This window comes from Pseudomonas sp. 10C3 (assembly GCF_036346185.1).
Taxonomy (GTDB): Bacteria; Pseudomonadota; Gammaproteobacteria; order Pseudomonadales; family Pseudomonadaceae; genus Aquipseudomonas.
In genome coordinates this window covers 57,199-72,392 of the sequence record NZ_JASJVE010000005.1, presented here as the reverse complement: position 1 = coordinate 72,392, position 15,194 = coordinate 57,199, and the positions used below count along the sequence as shown (strand labels likewise).

The 15,194-nt window shown below is 56.3% G+C and carries 11 protein-coding genes; 4 read left to right on the top strand and 7 right to left on the bottom strand.

Annotated features, from left to right (window positions below):
• The 3 genes from QN399_RS06260 to QN399_RS06250 all read right to left on the bottom strand — a co-directional run bounded on the left by QN399_RS06260 (position 1) and on the right by QN399_RS06250 (position 5,321).
• Positions 1 to 3,210: a multidrug efflux RND transporter permease subunit gene (locus QN399_RS06260; protein ID WP_322179345.1), complete on the bottom strand. Its 3,210-nt coding sequence runs from the start codon at positions 3,208 to 3,210 to the stop codon at positions 1 to 3.
• Complete coding sequence (locus QN399_RS06255) at positions 3,207 to 4,337, bottom strand: efflux RND transporter periplasmic adaptor subunit (protein WP_330200709.1); 1,131 nt, start codon at positions 4,335 to 4,337, stop codon at positions 3,207 to 3,209. The genes QN399_RS06260 and QN399_RS06255 overlap by 4 nt, the downstream gene beginning before the upstream one ends.
• Positions 4,338 to 4,646: 309 nt before the next feature.
• Positions 4,647 to 5,321, bottom strand: a complete 675-nt coding sequence (locus tag QN399_RS06250) for a DUF3313 domain-containing protein (protein ID WP_322179343.1) — start codon at positions 5,319 to 5,321, stop codon at positions 4,647 to 4,649.
• A 341-nt stretch (positions 5,322 to 5,662) separates the two neighbouring features.
• Between QN399_RS06250 and chrA the strand changes: the two genes are divergently transcribed.
• Positions 5,663 to 7,021 carry a chromate efflux transporter gene (gene chrA, locus QN399_RS06245; RefSeq protein ID WP_330200708.1) on the top strand — a complete coding sequence of 453 codons (1,359 nt, stop codon included), beginning with the start codon at positions 5,663 to 5,665 and terminating at the stop codon, positions 7,019 to 7,021.
• Between the two features lie 192 nt (positions 7,022 to 7,213).
• The gene (locus tag QN399_RS06240; RefSeq protein ID WP_330200707.1) at positions 7,214 to 7,996 is read left to right on the top strand and encodes a sulfite exporter TauE/SafE family protein; all 783 of its coding nucleotides are present in this window, start codon (positions 7,214 to 7,216) and stop codon (positions 7,994 to 7,996) included.
• Between the two features lie 161 nt (positions 7,997 to 8,157).
• On the opposite strand, the gene QN399_RS06235 is transcribed toward QN399_RS06240, so the two are convergent.
• The 4 genes from QN399_RS06235 to QN399_RS06220 all read right to left on the bottom strand — a co-directional run bounded on the left by QN399_RS06235 (position 8,158) and on the right by QN399_RS06220 (position 12,076).
• Positions 8,158 to 9,042: an ABC transporter permease subunit gene (locus QN399_RS06235; protein WP_322179340.1), complete on the bottom strand. Its 885-nt coding sequence runs from the start codon at positions 9,040 to 9,042 to the stop codon at positions 8,158 to 8,160.
• Positions 9,039 to 9,920, bottom strand: a complete 882-nt coding sequence (locus QN399_RS06230; RefSeq protein ID WP_322182696.1) for an ABC transporter permease subunit — start codon at positions 9,918 to 9,920, stop codon at positions 9,039 to 9,041. Before QN399_RS06230 ends, QN399_RS06235 begins: the two co-directional genes overlap by 4 nt.
• A gap of 17 nt (positions 9,921 to 9,937) precedes the next feature.
• The gene (gene potA, locus QN399_RS06225) at positions 9,938 to 11,080 is read right to left on the bottom strand and encodes a polyamine ABC transporter ATP-binding protein (RefSeq protein WP_322216141.1); all 1,143 of its coding nucleotides are present in this window, start codon (positions 11,078 to 11,080) and stop codon (positions 9,938 to 9,940) included.
• Positions 11,081 to 11,314: 234 nt separating this feature from the next.
• On the bottom strand, positions 11,315 to 12,076 hold the full coding sequence (locus QN399_RS06220; RefSeq protein WP_322179338.1) for a gamma-glutamyl-gamma-aminobutyrate hydrolase family protein: 762 nt from the start codon (positions 12,074 to 12,076) through the stop codon (positions 11,315 to 11,317).
• Positions 12,077 to 12,290: 214 nt separating this feature from the next.
• Between QN399_RS06220 and QN399_RS06215 the strand changes: the two genes are divergently transcribed.
• The gene (locus QN399_RS06215; RefSeq protein ID WP_322179337.1) at positions 12,291 to 13,667 is read left to right on the top strand and encodes a glutamine synthetase family protein; all 1,377 of its coding nucleotides are present in this window, start codon (positions 12,291 to 12,293) and stop codon (positions 13,665 to 13,667) included.
• A gap of 34 nt (positions 13,668 to 13,701) precedes the next feature.
• On the top strand, positions 13,702 to 15,192 hold the full coding sequence (locus QN399_RS06210; protein ID WP_330200706.1) for an aldehyde dehydrogenase: 1,491 nt from the start codon (positions 13,702 to 13,704) through the stop codon (positions 15,190 to 15,192).
• Positions 15,193 to 15,194: the final 2 nt, after the last annotated feature.

The following is a 15,194-nucleotide window of genomic DNA, read 5'->3' as shown; positions in this document are numbered from 1 at the left end:
TTAATCCCCCTCATGTCGTTGTTGCGGGGCATGAACGGGGCCGCCGCCCACAGGTGCCCCGTCATCAGGCTGCGCAGCCTCTTTGGATTTTCCGCTTTTCTCGGAAATACGCTCCACCAGGTAATAGAAAAGCGGGATGAAAAAAACTGCGATCACCGTCGCCGCGAGCATCCCGCCGATCACACCGGTACCAATGGAGTGGCGACTGTTCTCGGAGGCGCCGACGGCAATCGCCAGCGGTACGCAGCCGAGGATGAACGCCAAAGAGGTCATCACGATGGGCCGCAGACGCTCCTTGGCGGCGGTCATCGCGGCGTCGAAGACGGACATGCCGGACTCACGGTTCAGTACGGCAAACTCGAAGATCAAAATGGCATTCTTGGCCGCCAGCGCGACAAGCATGGTCAGGCCGATCTGGAAGTAGACGTCGTTCGCCAAACCACGCATCAGGACCGCCAGCAAAGCACCGAACAATGCGAACGGGACCGCCAGCAGTACACCCACAGGCAGCGACCATTTTTCATACTGGGCCGCGAGAATCAGGAACACCATAATCAGACCGAAGGCGAAAACCTTGGAAGACGTACCTCCGCTCTTTTTCTCCTCGAAAGCCTCGCCGCTCCAGGCCACGCCATAGTCCCCGGTCATGCTTTGCGCGGCGACTTCCTCAAGCGCTTTGAGTGCCTGGCCGGAGCTGAATCCCGGTGCGGCATTGGCCGTCATCTTGACCGCCGGAAAGTTGTTGAAGCGCGTCAGCAGGTCGGGGCCCGTCACGTAGCGGGTGGTCAGCAGGGCCTTGAGGGGAACCATCTGACCGTTGGTGCTACGCACATAGATCTGCTGCAAGTCCTCGACCCTGAGGCGGTAAGTGGGCTCGGCCTGGAGAATCACCTGCCACAGACGACTGAACTTGTTGAACTGGGAAACGTACAGCGAGCCGAACATGGTTTGCATGGTGCTGTACACATCTTCCACCGGCACGCCCAACGTCTCGGCCTTTTCGCGGTCAACGTCAGCGAGCAACTGCCGAGAAAACGCATTGAACGTGCTGGTCATGCTGCCGATTTCCGGGCGCTGTTCAGCCTTGGCTTTGAAGCTACTCACTACCTCGGCCAATTGGCTGATGGTGGCGTCCCCCTTGCTTTGAATCCACAGTTCCATACCGCCGGTAGTCCCCAGACCAGGAATGGAGGGCGGATTGACTGGCAGGATGATGCCTTCCTGCACTTGGGAGAATGCTTTGGTCGCAGCCTTGATCACGGCAGGGGCGCTCTGGGCTTCGATGGTTTTTGAATTCTTGTAACGTTCTTCAAAATCCTTGAAGCCGACGAAGAAAACGCCCGCATTGTTCTTGTTCTGACTGTCCAGCAAGCTGTAGCCGTTTACGATGGCCACGCCCTCGACAGCCTCGTTGTTCATGAAGTAGTCACTGGCAACCTTACCGACCTCACCCGTGCGATCCAGGCTGGCAGCGTCAGGCATGATCACCGCGCCGAGCAAGTAACCTTGATCTTCCGGGGGCAGGAAGGCGCCTGGTACCCTTTGCATGATCAATACGATCAGTACAATCATGCCGGCAAAGAGCAGTAGCGCGAGTATGAAGCGCTTGATCATGAAGGCGACTGCGCGGGAGTAACCTTCGGTCACTCGCTCGAAGCTACGATCGAACCAACGGAAGAATCCGCGCTTTTCTCCCACGTGGGGTTTGAGCAGGAGGGCCGCCAGGGCGGGTGACAAGGTGAGGGCCACCAGACCGGAGATCACGACGGAGATAGCAATCGTGATTGCAAACTGTTTGTAGAGTTGGCCCGTGATGCCGCCCATGAACGCTACGGGAACGAACACCGCACACAGCACCAACACAATTGCCACCACGGGTCCGGCCACCTCGTCCATGGCTCGCTTGGCGGCATCTTTGGGGTTCATTTTGTGGACGTGCATGTTGCGCTCGACGTTTTCGATCACCACGATCGCATCGTCCACCACGATACCGATAGCCAGGACCATGCCGAACAGGGTCAGCATGTTGACCGAGAAGCCCAGCGCGGTCATGCCGATGAATGTACCCACGATGGAAACAGGCACAGCCAGCACCGGGATCAGGGTGGCGCGCAGACTTTGCAGGAAGGCGTAAACCACAATCACGACCAGTACCAGCGCCTCGAAGAAGGTGCGCACCACCTCCGTAATGGAGGCTCGGGTGAAGGCGGTTGTGTCCATCACAACCTTGTATTCGATGCCCTCCGGAAAGGTTTTCTTCATCTGCGCCAAGGTCGCCGTGACCGCATTGGAGACATCCAGCGCATTGGCGCCGGGCTGCTGATAAACAGCCATCAAAGTCGCGGGCCTTCCCTGGTACGTGCTGCGCAATGAGTAATCTTTTTGTCCAAGCTCAGCCCGCCCGATGTCCTTGAGGTGAACAATCGCGGCGCCTTCGCCACTGGCCCGCAGGATGATGTTCTCGAACTCCGCGGGTTCGGTCAGTCTGCCCTTGGTCGTGACTGCAAAGGACTGCTCCACCGATTTGCCCGTGGGGGATTGGCCTATGCGGCCAACCGCGAACTGTTGGTTCTGGTTGGCCACCGCTTTCTGTACATCGGCAGCCGTGATCCCCAGCTGGGCCATCCGGTCGGGTTTCAGCCAGATCCGCATGGCATAGTCGGGTGTCCCGAAAATACTGGCCTGGTTGGCGCCGGGAATGCGCTTGATCGCATCCAGCACATAGAGGTTGGCGTAGTTGGCTATGTAGGTGGCGTCGTAGCGGTTATCGGGGGAATACACCGCGATGACCATCATGAAGGCCGATGATTTTTTCTGAACCTGTATGCCCTGCGACTGGACCGCAGAGGGCAGTTGGGGGAGGGCGAGGTTGACCCTGTTTTGCACGTCGACCTGTGCCAGGGAAGGATCAGTACCGATTTCGAAGAACACGTTCAGGGTCATGTTGCCCGTCGCAGAACTCGACGAGTTCATGTAGATCATGTTGTCGGCGCCGTTCACCTGCTGCTCGATGGGCGCAGCCACATTGTTGGCAACGACCAGAGCATCAGCTCCCGGGTAAGTAGCCGACACGGTGATCTGTGGTGGCGTGATCTCCGGATACTGGGCCACCGGCAGGTTCAACATCGCGACAGCCCCCGCCAGGGTGATGACGATGGAAATCACCGAAGCGAAGATCGGCCGGTCGATGCAGTAATGAGAAATGCTCATGGTTGCCGCCGACTTTCATTGCCTGGCAGGTCAGCTTTCTGCGGGTCTTTTTGAACCGGTAAAGATGCAGCCTTGGGACGCTCGGCCGCCACGGCGGTGTTGGGTGGTGCCGTATTAGTGTTGTCGACGATATTCAACGGCGCGCCAGGGGCTACCCGGAGCGCGCCGTCGACCACGATTCGTTCGCCCACCCGCAAGCCTTGGGTAATAAACCAGTCGGCATCATGCCAGTCGCCGACTTCGACAATGCGCTGCTCGGGCTTTCCTTCTCCATTGAGGACCCACACGTAGTGACTTCGTGCGCCTTCCAGAACTGCACGCTGCGGGACCAGAATGGCGTTTGGTCGAGACGCGCCTATCGCCAGCGCGCGAACGAACTGGCCGGGGCGCAGCATGCCTTTTGGATTAGCCACCACCGCACGGACTAAAAATGTACCGGTTTCCGGGCTGAAGGAGGGGGCAGCAAAGTCAAGGCGACCTCTATCGGGCACGATCGAACCGTCCGCCAGTACCACTTCGACTTCAAAGTTACTGTTGGGTGGGAACTTGAGCTGACCCGCGGCAATTTCGCTACGGTGTTTCAGCGTTTCGTTTTCCGAAAGGCTGAAATTGACATAGATCGGGTCCATCTGTGATACCGAGGTCAAGAGCCCTGATTCCCCAGGCGTCACATAACTGCCCTCCTGTTTCTTGGCAAAGCTCGACAGGCCGGTAAGGGGCGACGCAATTGTGGTGTAACCCAGATTCAGTTGCTCGGTGCGCACCTGCCCTTGCGCGGCAAGTACGGCGGCCTGGGTCTGTCGCTCGTTGCCGACGGCATTGTCCAGGTCCATCTTGCTGACTGCATTTTGTTGTGCCAGTGGACGGACACGCGCCAACGTGGCTTTGGCGACTTCCCAACGCGCTTGCTGCTGAGCCAATTGTCCCTGGGCCGACAGCAATGCTGCTTCGAAAGGCCGACGGTCCATCTGGAACAACACTTGCCCGGCCTTTACCAGCTGACCTTCGGTATACAGCCTTTTTTCCAGAAAGCCGGCGACTCGCGCACGAATTTCGACTTCGCGAGAACTCTGTGTTTGAGCAACGAATTCGAATACCACGGGCGTGTCGCGAGCAGTAACCGTCATGACGGTTACATCCGTGGGGGGGCGAGAGGATGAAACAGGTTCTTTACCACAGCCGAAGAGCAGACTGAGAACACCGGCCACCAAGGCCATGGTTAAAGCCGCTAGTGTCCGGCGCGAATGTCTGGCTGAGCGAATACTCATGAGCAACCCCATGGGTTGATTGCGTTGTCAGTCCCTGAGCTTGAATGCCGATACTCAACCGCCGTCATTCTTTATGCGTGCCCGTTGTCTGTAGAACGGGCACGGTATCCGTTGTGCTGACCACTCACTTCAGAAGTTACAGGTCATAAAGGATAGCCATTACGACGATCACTTGATAAAGGCCTTCATATCATCAGTGACAATCTTGATCGCGGCTTTGAAGTCATCTGCACTCACAGCCTGGCGATTATTTTCGAGGGTTTTACCAAACACCTTTCGCACCGCCTTCACCAAGGGAGCACCTGTCGTTGCATCGATAAGCTCGGACTCGACGTACAGTTCCGTATCTTGATCACGACTCCCAGAGGCTGCGGTGACACCGCCTACCACAGCAGCCACAGGTACCACTTCGTACCAATGCATGCCTTCGTTGGACGCTGTTACTCCGGTGATGGCCGAGCGCAAGATCATTGCGCGAGAACCTGCAGGCGCTTCTTTCAGGGTCGTGACGACGCGGTACTTTTGAGCCAAAGCGGTTTTTACGCTAGAGCTGGCGAACGACTGCAATGACTGCAACGTCTGCATGCTCACGCGTTCATTCGGTTTGGGAGCTGGGTACAATTCGAGTTGGCGAAAAACAACAACAGAGTAAGCCGAAGGTTTAAAACTGGGCGCTACCCAACGCAACACCGTTTGACCGCTGGGCAAGGTTGTTTCCTGCAACCCGTCGTAATTCGAAATAAAACCGGAATATTGTTCCTTTTCTGTAATCTTGGAGGTGCAGCCAGCCACTAACCAGCAGCTCATGGCAACACCAACGGTCAATGTGCGGAATAGGCTCATGAGTCATCGCTCTTCAAGGGCGCTATTAAGCGCGAGTTGTAGCTATAGAACCCGGGATTTTATGCTTGTCCCGAGGTCTTTTTTCTTGCAATAAAGAGAGGCTAGTTGAGACTGTCCCCGTTTGCTCGAATGGCTAAAACATAGGTCATGAGACATGGATTTTCTTGATAAATGTCAAATTGTTTGGTCGGGTTCAGTCAATAAGCAGGCTCGCCAATGAGAGGGCCATTCAACCGGTAGAACCTGCTGGCATCGAACGTATACTGGCGGCCTTACGCGAATCCGTTTCCCCTGAAGGCTATTGCTCACGCTCGCCGAGCGTGTGAAAAAGGAACATCCCCATGAGTGACGTCACCCCCTCAGCCGTTGAACAGGAGCTGCCACGGCCTGACGCCATCAGTTTCCGTGAGGCGTTCTGGTTCTGGTTGAAATTAGGTTTCATCAGCTTCGGTGGGCCTGCGGGGCAGATATCGATCATGCACCAGGAGCTGGTAGAGCGTCGGCGCTGGATTTCAGAAAGGCGATTTCTACATGCCCTTAACTACTGCATGTTGCTTCCAGGACCCGAGGCGCAGCAGTTGGCGATCTACATTGGTTGGCTGATGCATCGAACCTGGGGAGGCGTGATCGCAGGTGTGCTGTTTGTGTTGCCCTCGCTGTTCATCCTGATCGCATTATCCTGGCTGTATATCGCCTTTGGCGAAGTATCCGTGGTGGCTGGGCTTTTCTATGGCATCAAGCCCGCCGTGACGGCCATCGTGGTACAGGCTGCTCATCGAATCGGCTCGCGAGCGCTAAACAACAATTGGCTGTGGGCCATAGCGGCAGCTTCATTCATCGCCATATTTGCGTTCAATGTCCCGTTCCCGTTGATCGTGCTGGGTGCTGCGTTGCTCGGCTATATCGGTGGACGCCTGGCTCCCGAGACCTTCAGGACCGGAGGCCATAGCGCAGCTCAAAAGTCCTTCGGCCCGGCATTGATTGATGACTACACCCCATCCCCTGACCATGCCCGATTTCGCTGGTCTAAACTGGCAATGCTGATGCTCGTAGGGGCTGTACTGTGGTCGTTGCCGATGGGGGTATTGACTGTGCTCTTTGGCTGGGAAGGCACCTTGACCCAGATGGGTTGGTTCTTTACCAAGGCCGCGTTGCTGACGTTTGGCGGCGCCTATGCAGTGCTTCCCTATGTCTACCAGGGTGCGGTCGGTCACTTTGGGTGGCTGACCCCGACACAGATGATCGATGGTCTGGCGCTGGGGGAAACCACGCCTGGGCCGCTGATCATGGTGGTGGCCTTTGTCGGTTTCATCGGTGCTTATGTCCTGCAGGTTTTCGGTGCCGATCATGTGTTTCTTGCGGGCGCCGTCGCGGCCACACTGGTGACGTGGTTTACCTTCCTGCCTTCGTTTCTGTTCATCCTCGCTGGCGGCCCGCTAGTGGAGTCGACTCACAACGAACTCAAGTTCACCGCGCCGCTCACCGGGATTACAGCAGCGGTGGTTGGTGTGATTCTCAATCTGGCATGTTTCTTCGGTTACCACGTGCTTTGGCCCAAAGGGTTCAATGGCAATCTCGATTGGCCCTCTGCGCTGATCGCGATTGCAGCGGCTATTGCCTTGTTTCGCTTCAAACGCGGGGTCATTCAGGTACTGATGGCCTGTGCGCTTATTGGTATGGTCGTGCATCTACTGCGCTAGAGGGCGCGGGACGATCTGGCGGCCATGAGTCTTGAACGAATCATGGCCTGGCGCAAGGACGTGTAGGTGTAGTCCATTCAGTAGAGAAAAGCATAAAGATAGACCATATCGATATAACTGGTTATTAAGAAAGGTCGCTATGCTGCGGGCCATATTTTTCATGCAGTCGCGCTTGATTTGTGGGATGTGGTAATGGATTTTGGCAGTGCTGGATTGGTCGTTGCAGGCTTGGTTGTCGGGTTTGTTGTAGGGATGACAGGCGTGGGTGGCGGCTCTTTAATGACGCCGATTTTACTTTGGTTTGGAATTAACCCGGCCACCGCAGTAGGCACGGACTTACTGTATGCGGCCATCACGAAGTCGGGCGGCGTACTGGTTCACCGAAAGAACAAAAATATTGACTGGGCCATCACCGGCTGGCTGACACTTGGTAGTGTGCCGGCGGTGGCGCTGACGCTGTGGTTTTTGAGCAGTCTGCATGCCCCTGAAGCAATGAATGCGGTGATTAAGCAAACATTGGGCTTTGTTTTGCTGGTGACAGCACTCGCCGTTTTCTTCAAGAAAAGGCTGCTTGAATTTGCCCGCAAACGTGCTGGCGGCAGCTATAACCTCAGCGGCTCGCGCTTGAATCTGCTGACGGTACTCACGGGGTTGATACTGGGCACCATGGTGGCATTGACCTCCATTGGCGCTGGCGCATTAGGCACCGTAGCACTCTTTATCCTGTACCCTTTTCTGGCCACCAAGCGCTTAGTCGGTACCGAAATCGCACACGCGGTCCCGCTGACGCTGGTTGCGGGTTTGGGGCATGCGAGTATGGGTAATATGGATTGGCACGTATTAGGTTTCCTGTTGATAGGTTCACTTCCAGGGATTTACATGGGGAGCCATTTAACGGGTCGAGTGTCTGACGAGGCACTGCGTCCTTGCCTGGCAATAATGCTGGTTTTCATTGGTTACAAGCTGGCGTTTTAATCTGGCTTGAATCATCGCCCCTCTGTTGTTTTACTCCTCAGGTCGACATCCACCTCAAAAAAAAGGCACCCGAAGGCGCCTATGGTTGTATTCAAGGTGGCGTTCTATTTACTTACCGGGTTTTACGCGTGTCCAGCGGCGGTTCATAGAACTGCGGCTGCCTAGGCAACCGCTTCTGCCATTTTCTGTTCCGGTTGTTTCCACGATTCGCTCGCGGTCTGCTCCATGGCTTCCTGAATCGCGACTTTGCGGTTGGCTTCGGCCCTGCGACCGAAATACCAGACCAGGAACGTGGCGAAAGAGACCGTCAGCAGAATCAGACTCGCAATGGCGTTGATCTCGGGCTTGACCCCAAGGCGTACCGCAGAGAAAACCTCCATTGGCAACGTTGTCGAGCCTGGGCCGGAAACGAAACTGGCGAGTACCAGGTCGTCCAGCGATAAGGCGAAGGACATCATGCCGCCTGCTGCCAGTGACGGCGCGATCATGGGGATGGTGATCAGCGCAAACACCTTCCAGGGACGCGCGCCCAGGTCCATGGCCGCTTCCTCGATCGACAGGTCCAACTCACGCAGACGTGACGAAACCACCACCGCTACATAAGCGGAGCAGAAGGTGGTGTGGGCGATCCAGATTGTCATCAGGCCGCGCTCCTGCGGCCACCCCAGTATCTGGGCCATCGCGATGAACAGCAGCAGCAACGACAGGCCGGTGATCACCTCCGGCATGACCAGTGGCGCCGTTACCAGACCACCAAACAGCGTGCGGCCCTTGAAGCGAGTCACTCGCGTCAGGACAAAGGCGGCCAGGGTTCCGAGGATCACGGCGGCGACTGCGGTGTAGCAGGCAATTTCAAGGGACCGGGCGACGGACCCCATCAATTGCTTGTTGTCGAGCAGGCCCGCGTACCAATGAATGGACCATCCACCCCAGACAGTGACGAGCTTGGAGGCGTTGAACGAGAAGATCACCAGAATCAGCATTGGCAGATAAATGAACATCAGGCCAAGCACCAGCATCAGTCTTGAAAATCCGAAACGGTTCATGCCCGTCCCTCCATCTCTTTGGCTTGGCTACGGTTGAAGAGCACGATGGGCACGATCAGGATGGCGAGCATGATCACTGCGAGTGCAGAGGCGACAGGCCAGTCACGGTTGTTGAAAAACTCCTGCCACAACACACGGCCGATCATCAGGGTTTCCGGCCCGCCCAGTAGTTCGGGAATGACGAACTCACCGACCACAGGAATGAACACCAACATACAGCCGGCGATGATGCCGTTCCTGGCCAAGGGCAGGGTGATTTTCCAGAAGCTGTTGAGCGTGCTTGAGCCCAGGTCCGAGGCGGCTTCGAGCAGGCTCTGGTCATGCTTGACCAGGTTGGCAAACAGCGGCAGGACCATGAAGGGCAGGTAGGCGTACACCACGCCTATGTACACAGCGATATTGGTGTTCAATATTTCTATCGGCTCTTGAATCAGACCGGTCCAAAGCAAAAACGCATTCAACAGACCGTTATTGCTCAGGATGCCCATCCAGGCGTAAACCCTGATCAGGATCGCCGTCCAGGTAGGCATCATGATCAGCAGCAACAATACGGTCTGTGCTTCCTTTCGGGCTTTGGAGATGGCATAGGCCATTGGGAAGCCGATCAACAGGCACATCAGCGTACTGAAAAAGGCCACTTTCAATGAGCCCAGGTACGCCGAGAGGTACAACTCATCATTGGTCAACAGGGCATAGTTGCCCATGTTCAGGAGCAGTTGAAACTTCTGCTCGGCGAAGGTGTAAATATCTGTGTAGGGTGGAATGGCCAACGCTGCTTCGGAAAAGCTGATCTTCATCACGATGAAGAACGGCAGCGCAAAAAACAGGCATAGCCATATGAAGGGGACGCCGATAACCATTTGGCGTCCGCTGGGTATTAGCCGCTTGATAGTGCTCATGAGCGCAATACCACGCCGCTGTCATCCTCCCACCAGACATAGACCGAATCATCCCAGGTCGGACGCGCGCCTCTGCGTTCAGCATTGGCCATGAATGCCTGAACGATCTTGCCACTGGGCAGTTCTACGTAAAACACCGAGTGCCCGCCCAAATAGGCGATGTCGTGAACCTTGCCTTCGGACCAGTTATACCGGGCGTCGGGTTTTATCGTCGTCACCAGGAGCTTCTCCGGGCGAAGGGCATAGGTGATGGTCTTGTCTTCGACCGATGTACTGATCCCATGGCCGACGTATATGTTCTGCGCAAGATCCGGGCACTGGATGACCGCGTAGCCTTCCTGGTCTTCAATTACGACGCCGTCGAACGCATTCACGTTGCCAATGAATTCGCACACCAGGCGGCTGGCGGGTGCTTCGTAGATGTCGATCGGGCTACCGGTCTGAGCGATCCAGCCCAGGTGCATGATGGAGATACGTTGGGCCATGGTCATGGCCTCTTCCTGATCGTGGGTCACCATGATGCAGGTCACGCCGACCCGCTCAATGATTTCAACCAGCTCCAGTTGCATGTGCGAGCGCAGCTTCTTGTCCAACGCGCCCATTGGCTCGTCGAGCAACAGCAGTTTGGGCCTTTTAGCCAGTGAGCGAGCCAAGGCAACACGCTGACGTTGTCCCCCCGAGAGCTGGTGGGGCTTGCGTTTGGCGTATTGGCTCATATGAACCAGTTTGAGCATTTCTTCTACGCGGGCTTCGATTTCAACTGCGGGAAGTCGGTCCTGCTTAAGCCCAAAGGCAATGTTCTGCGCCACCGTCATGTGCGGGAACAGCGCGTAAGACTGAAACATCATGTTGATTGGCCGCTCGTAGGGCGGCATGTCAGTGATGTCCACACCATCAAGGTGGATTCGCCCTTCAGTCGGTCGCTCAAAGCCTGCCAGCATGCGCAAGAGCGTTGATTTGCCTGAGCCTGAACCGCCTAGCAAGGCGAAAATTTCACCCTGATGGATTTCCAGGGACACATCGTCCACCGCAATCGTTTCGTCAAACTTCTTGGTTACGCGATCAATTTTAACCAGCACCTTTTTAGGGCGCGGATTGCCTTCAAGAGCCTTCCTGTAAATGCTGGAGGCGTTAGCCATGTGAAACTCCCAACAGGTGTTAGTAGCCTGGCCAATACGGCCGGACTTAATGGGTTGATGACAAACCCGCTTGAGGCGGGTTTATCCGGCGCAGCTGTCCCTGCCGCCCAATGCTGCATCTTGTTTTGTCGTTAATACCGGGGTGGCCGCTGTGAGGGACGTGCAGATGCACAGTCCACTTCACAGTGACGTCTGGATCATTGGATATTGTCGTGTGCGCTTGAAATCGAGCCGTCAGCGCACGCTTCGACGCGCAGCACGCTGCCGACACGCGTCGCCAAACGCCTGGAAAATACTCAAGTAAGGAGGGTTCGATAGCACCTGCCATTCAGGGTGCCATTGCACGCCGACGGCAAAGGTCTTGCTGCCCTCGATTGAGATCGCCTCGATCAGTCCATCGCTGGCGGTGGCTTCGACCCGTAAGCCGGGTGCCAGCCGTTCAATGCCTTGGGAATGAATTGAATTGACCTGGATAACAGGAGGCAGATCGAGTGCTTCGAATACGCCGCCAGGCTGCACATGCACGGTATGGGCGGCACCATATTGGATTTCCAGGCTTGAATCGTCGGCTTCGCGATGATCCATGAACGTGCCGGTCTCATGCACTTTCTGGTGAAGGCTGCCGCCGAACGCCACGTTCATTTCCTGGAAACCCCGACAAATGCCGAGCACTGGAACGCCAGCAGCCACCGCTGCGCGTAACAGGGGAAGGGTGGTGCTATCACGCTGGGGGTCGTGGGCGGTGCCCGCTTCGCTTGCCGCGCCCTGATAGTGGAACGGCTCAACATTTGAGGGCGAACCGGTAAACAACAGGCCGTCCAAATGTTCCAGCAACCCGTCTATATCAGTCAGTTCCGCCAGGGACGGAATAACGACGGGAATCCCTTGCGCGGCGACGCACACAGCACGCAAGTACTTGTCCCCGCTCACATGGTAGGTATGCAACCCAATGTCTTTGACGCACGCAGTCACACCAACCAATGGCTTGATTGCCATTTTTATCACCTCGAAAAATGCACTTGAACGAGCTTTTCCGGAGCTTAGCCATGTTGATTTTAATTAACAACCGTTCTGTAAAAGATTTCGCACAAAAGATCCTTACTGTTCGATATTGCGCAAATAATACCCGTTGACTTCCTAAATCCTTTCGGATTGACTGGGGGTGTGAAAGGGCGGTGAATATTATTATTAACAATAAAGGTCTTCCAACATGTCGGTACCCCTGCGTGCCGTTCAGCTCAATGAAGCGAACGCATTCCTTAAGAAACATCCTGAGGTTTTGTACGTTGACCTGCTGATTGCGGACATGAACGGCGTGGTGCGTGGTAAACGCATCGAGCGCACCAGTCTCCACAAGGTCTACGAGAAAGGTATCAACCTGCCTGCCTCCCTGTTTGCCCTGGACATCAACGGCTCTACAGTGGAAAGCACAGGCTTGGGTCTGGATATCGGTGATTCCGACCGAATCTGTTATCCGATCCCTGACACCCTCTGCGACGAACCTTGGCAAAAACGTCCGACTGCTCAACTGCTCATGACCATGCACGAACTCGAAGGGCAGCCGTTTTTCGCCGACCCTCGCGAAGTATTGCGTCAGGTCGTCAGCAAATTCGATGAGATGGGGCTGACCATCTGCGCCGCCTTCGAGCTGGAGTTCTACCTGATTGACCAGGAGAACGTGAACGGTCGTCCGCAGTCTCCACGCTCGCCAATCTCCGGCAAACGTCCGCATTCGACTCAGGTGTACCTGATCGATGATCTGGACGAATACGTCGATTGCCTGCAAGACATTCTTGAAGGTGCCAAGGAGCAAGGTATCCCCGCGGATGCCATCGTCAAGGAAAGTGCGCCCGCGCAATTCGAGGTGAACCTGCATCACGTCGCTGATCCGATCAAGGCGTGCGATTACGCGGTCTTGCTCAAGCGCCTGATCAAGAACATCGCTTATGACCATGAAATGGACACCACCTTCATGGCCAAACCGTATCCCGGACAAGCGGGTAACGGGCTGCACGTGCATATTTCTATTTTGGACAAAGACGGCAAAAACATTTTTACCTGCGACGACCCGGAAAAAAGCGAGATCCTGCGCCATGCCATTGGTGGTGTGCTGGAAACCTTACCGGCCTCGATGGCTTTCCTCTGCCCGAACGTAAACTCGTACCGTCGCTTCGGCGCGCAGTTCTATGTACCGAACTCTCCTAGCTGGGGGATCGATAACCGGACGGTGGCGATTCGAGTACCGACCGGGTCCCCGGATGCGGTGCGTATCGAACACCGGGTGGCGGGCGCGGACGCCAACCCGTATCTGTTGATGGCGGCGGTCCTCGCCGGTGTGCATCACGGCCTGACCAACAAGATCGAGCCGGGGGAGCCTGTTGCAGGCAACTCCTACGAACAGAACGAGCAAAGCCTGCCCAACAACCTGCGCGATGCGTTGCGCGAGCTGGATGACAGCGAGATTTTGGCGCGCTACATCGACCCCAAGTACATCGACGTTTTTGTTGCGTGCAAGGAGAGCGAGCTTGCCGAGTTTGAGAACTCCATTTCAGACCTTGAGTACAACTGGTACTTGCACACGGTCTGACGCTCGCCAACATTCTCTGCGTTGAGTTTTAAATATGGTCAAAAATCGTAGCGACTGGGAGCAGTACTTCCAGTCACTCACCCTTGAAGGTCGGGCATTCATTGACGGCCAATACTGCTGGGCCGCCAGCGGCCAAACGTTCGCCAGTAACAGCCCGGTCGACGGGCGCTTTCTGGCGAACGTCGCCAGCACCGACGTGGCCGATGCCGACATCGCGGTACAGGCCGCTCGTCGGGCGTTCGAATCGGGCGTGTGGTCACGGCTCGCGCCGGTAGAGCGCAAGCGGATTCTTATCCGTTTCGCCGACCTGATCCTCGCCCATCGAGAGGAACTGGCGCTGCTGGAAACCCTTGATATGGGTAAACCCATCAGCGACGCCCTGGCGATCGATGTGCCCGCGACTGCTAACGCGATCCGATGGAACGCAGAGGCAATCGACAAGATTTACGACGAGGTCGCACCTACCTCGGCGGACCAACTTGGGCTGATCACCCGTGAGCCGACGGGAGTCGTCGCGGCCATCGTGCCATGGAACTTTCCGTTGATCATGGCCAGCTGGAAGTTTGCGCCGGCGCTGGCTGCAGGTAACTCCTTTATTCTCAAACCGTCTGAGAAGTCGCCACTGTCGGCGATCAGGATTGCCCAGTTGGCGCTGGAAGCGGGGATACCCAAGGGTGTCTTCAACGTATTGCCGGGGTTCGGTCATACGGTCGGCAAGGCGCTGGCGTTGCATGCGGATGTTGATGTACTGGCGTTTACCGGCTCCACCGCTGTCGCCAAGCAGCTGCTGATCTATGCCGGGCAAAGCAACCTGAAACGGGTGTGGCTCGAGGCGGGTGGCAAAAGCCCTAACATCGTCTTTGCCGATGCTCCCGATTTGCACGCTGCAGCGCAGGCGGCGGCCAGTGCTATTGCCTTCAACCAGGGCGAAGTCTGTACGGCGGGTTCACGGTTGCTGGTTGAGCGGTCGATCAAGGATCAGTTCGTTCCCATGGTGGTCGACGCACTAAAAGCCTGGATGCCAGGGCATGCTCTGGACCCAGCGACGACCGTAGGCGCAGTGGTCGATGAGCGTCAGCTTGAGTCCGTACTCAGGTACATCGAAGTCGGCAAGAAGGAAGGCGCCCGGTTACTCGCGGGCGGCAATAGAATTCTTGAGGACACCGGCGGCCTGTATATCGAACCGACGATCTTCGAGGGTGTGACCAATGCGATGACCATTGCCCAGGAAGAGATCTTCGGTCCGGTGCTATCGGTCATCACCTTCGACGAGGTCGAAGAAGCGTTGAGCATCGCCAACGACAGCATCTTTGGCTTGGCGGCGGGCGTCTGGACGCGGGACTTGAGCAAGGCTCACCGCGTTGCCAGAGGCCTTCGGGCCGGCAGTGTCTGGGTCAACCAGTACGACGGCGGCGATATGACCGCGCCCTTTGGCGGATTCAAGCAATCGGGCAACGGTCGAGACAAGTCATTGCATGCGTTCGATAAGTACACCGAGCTCAAGGCAACCTGGATCAAGCTTTAAAC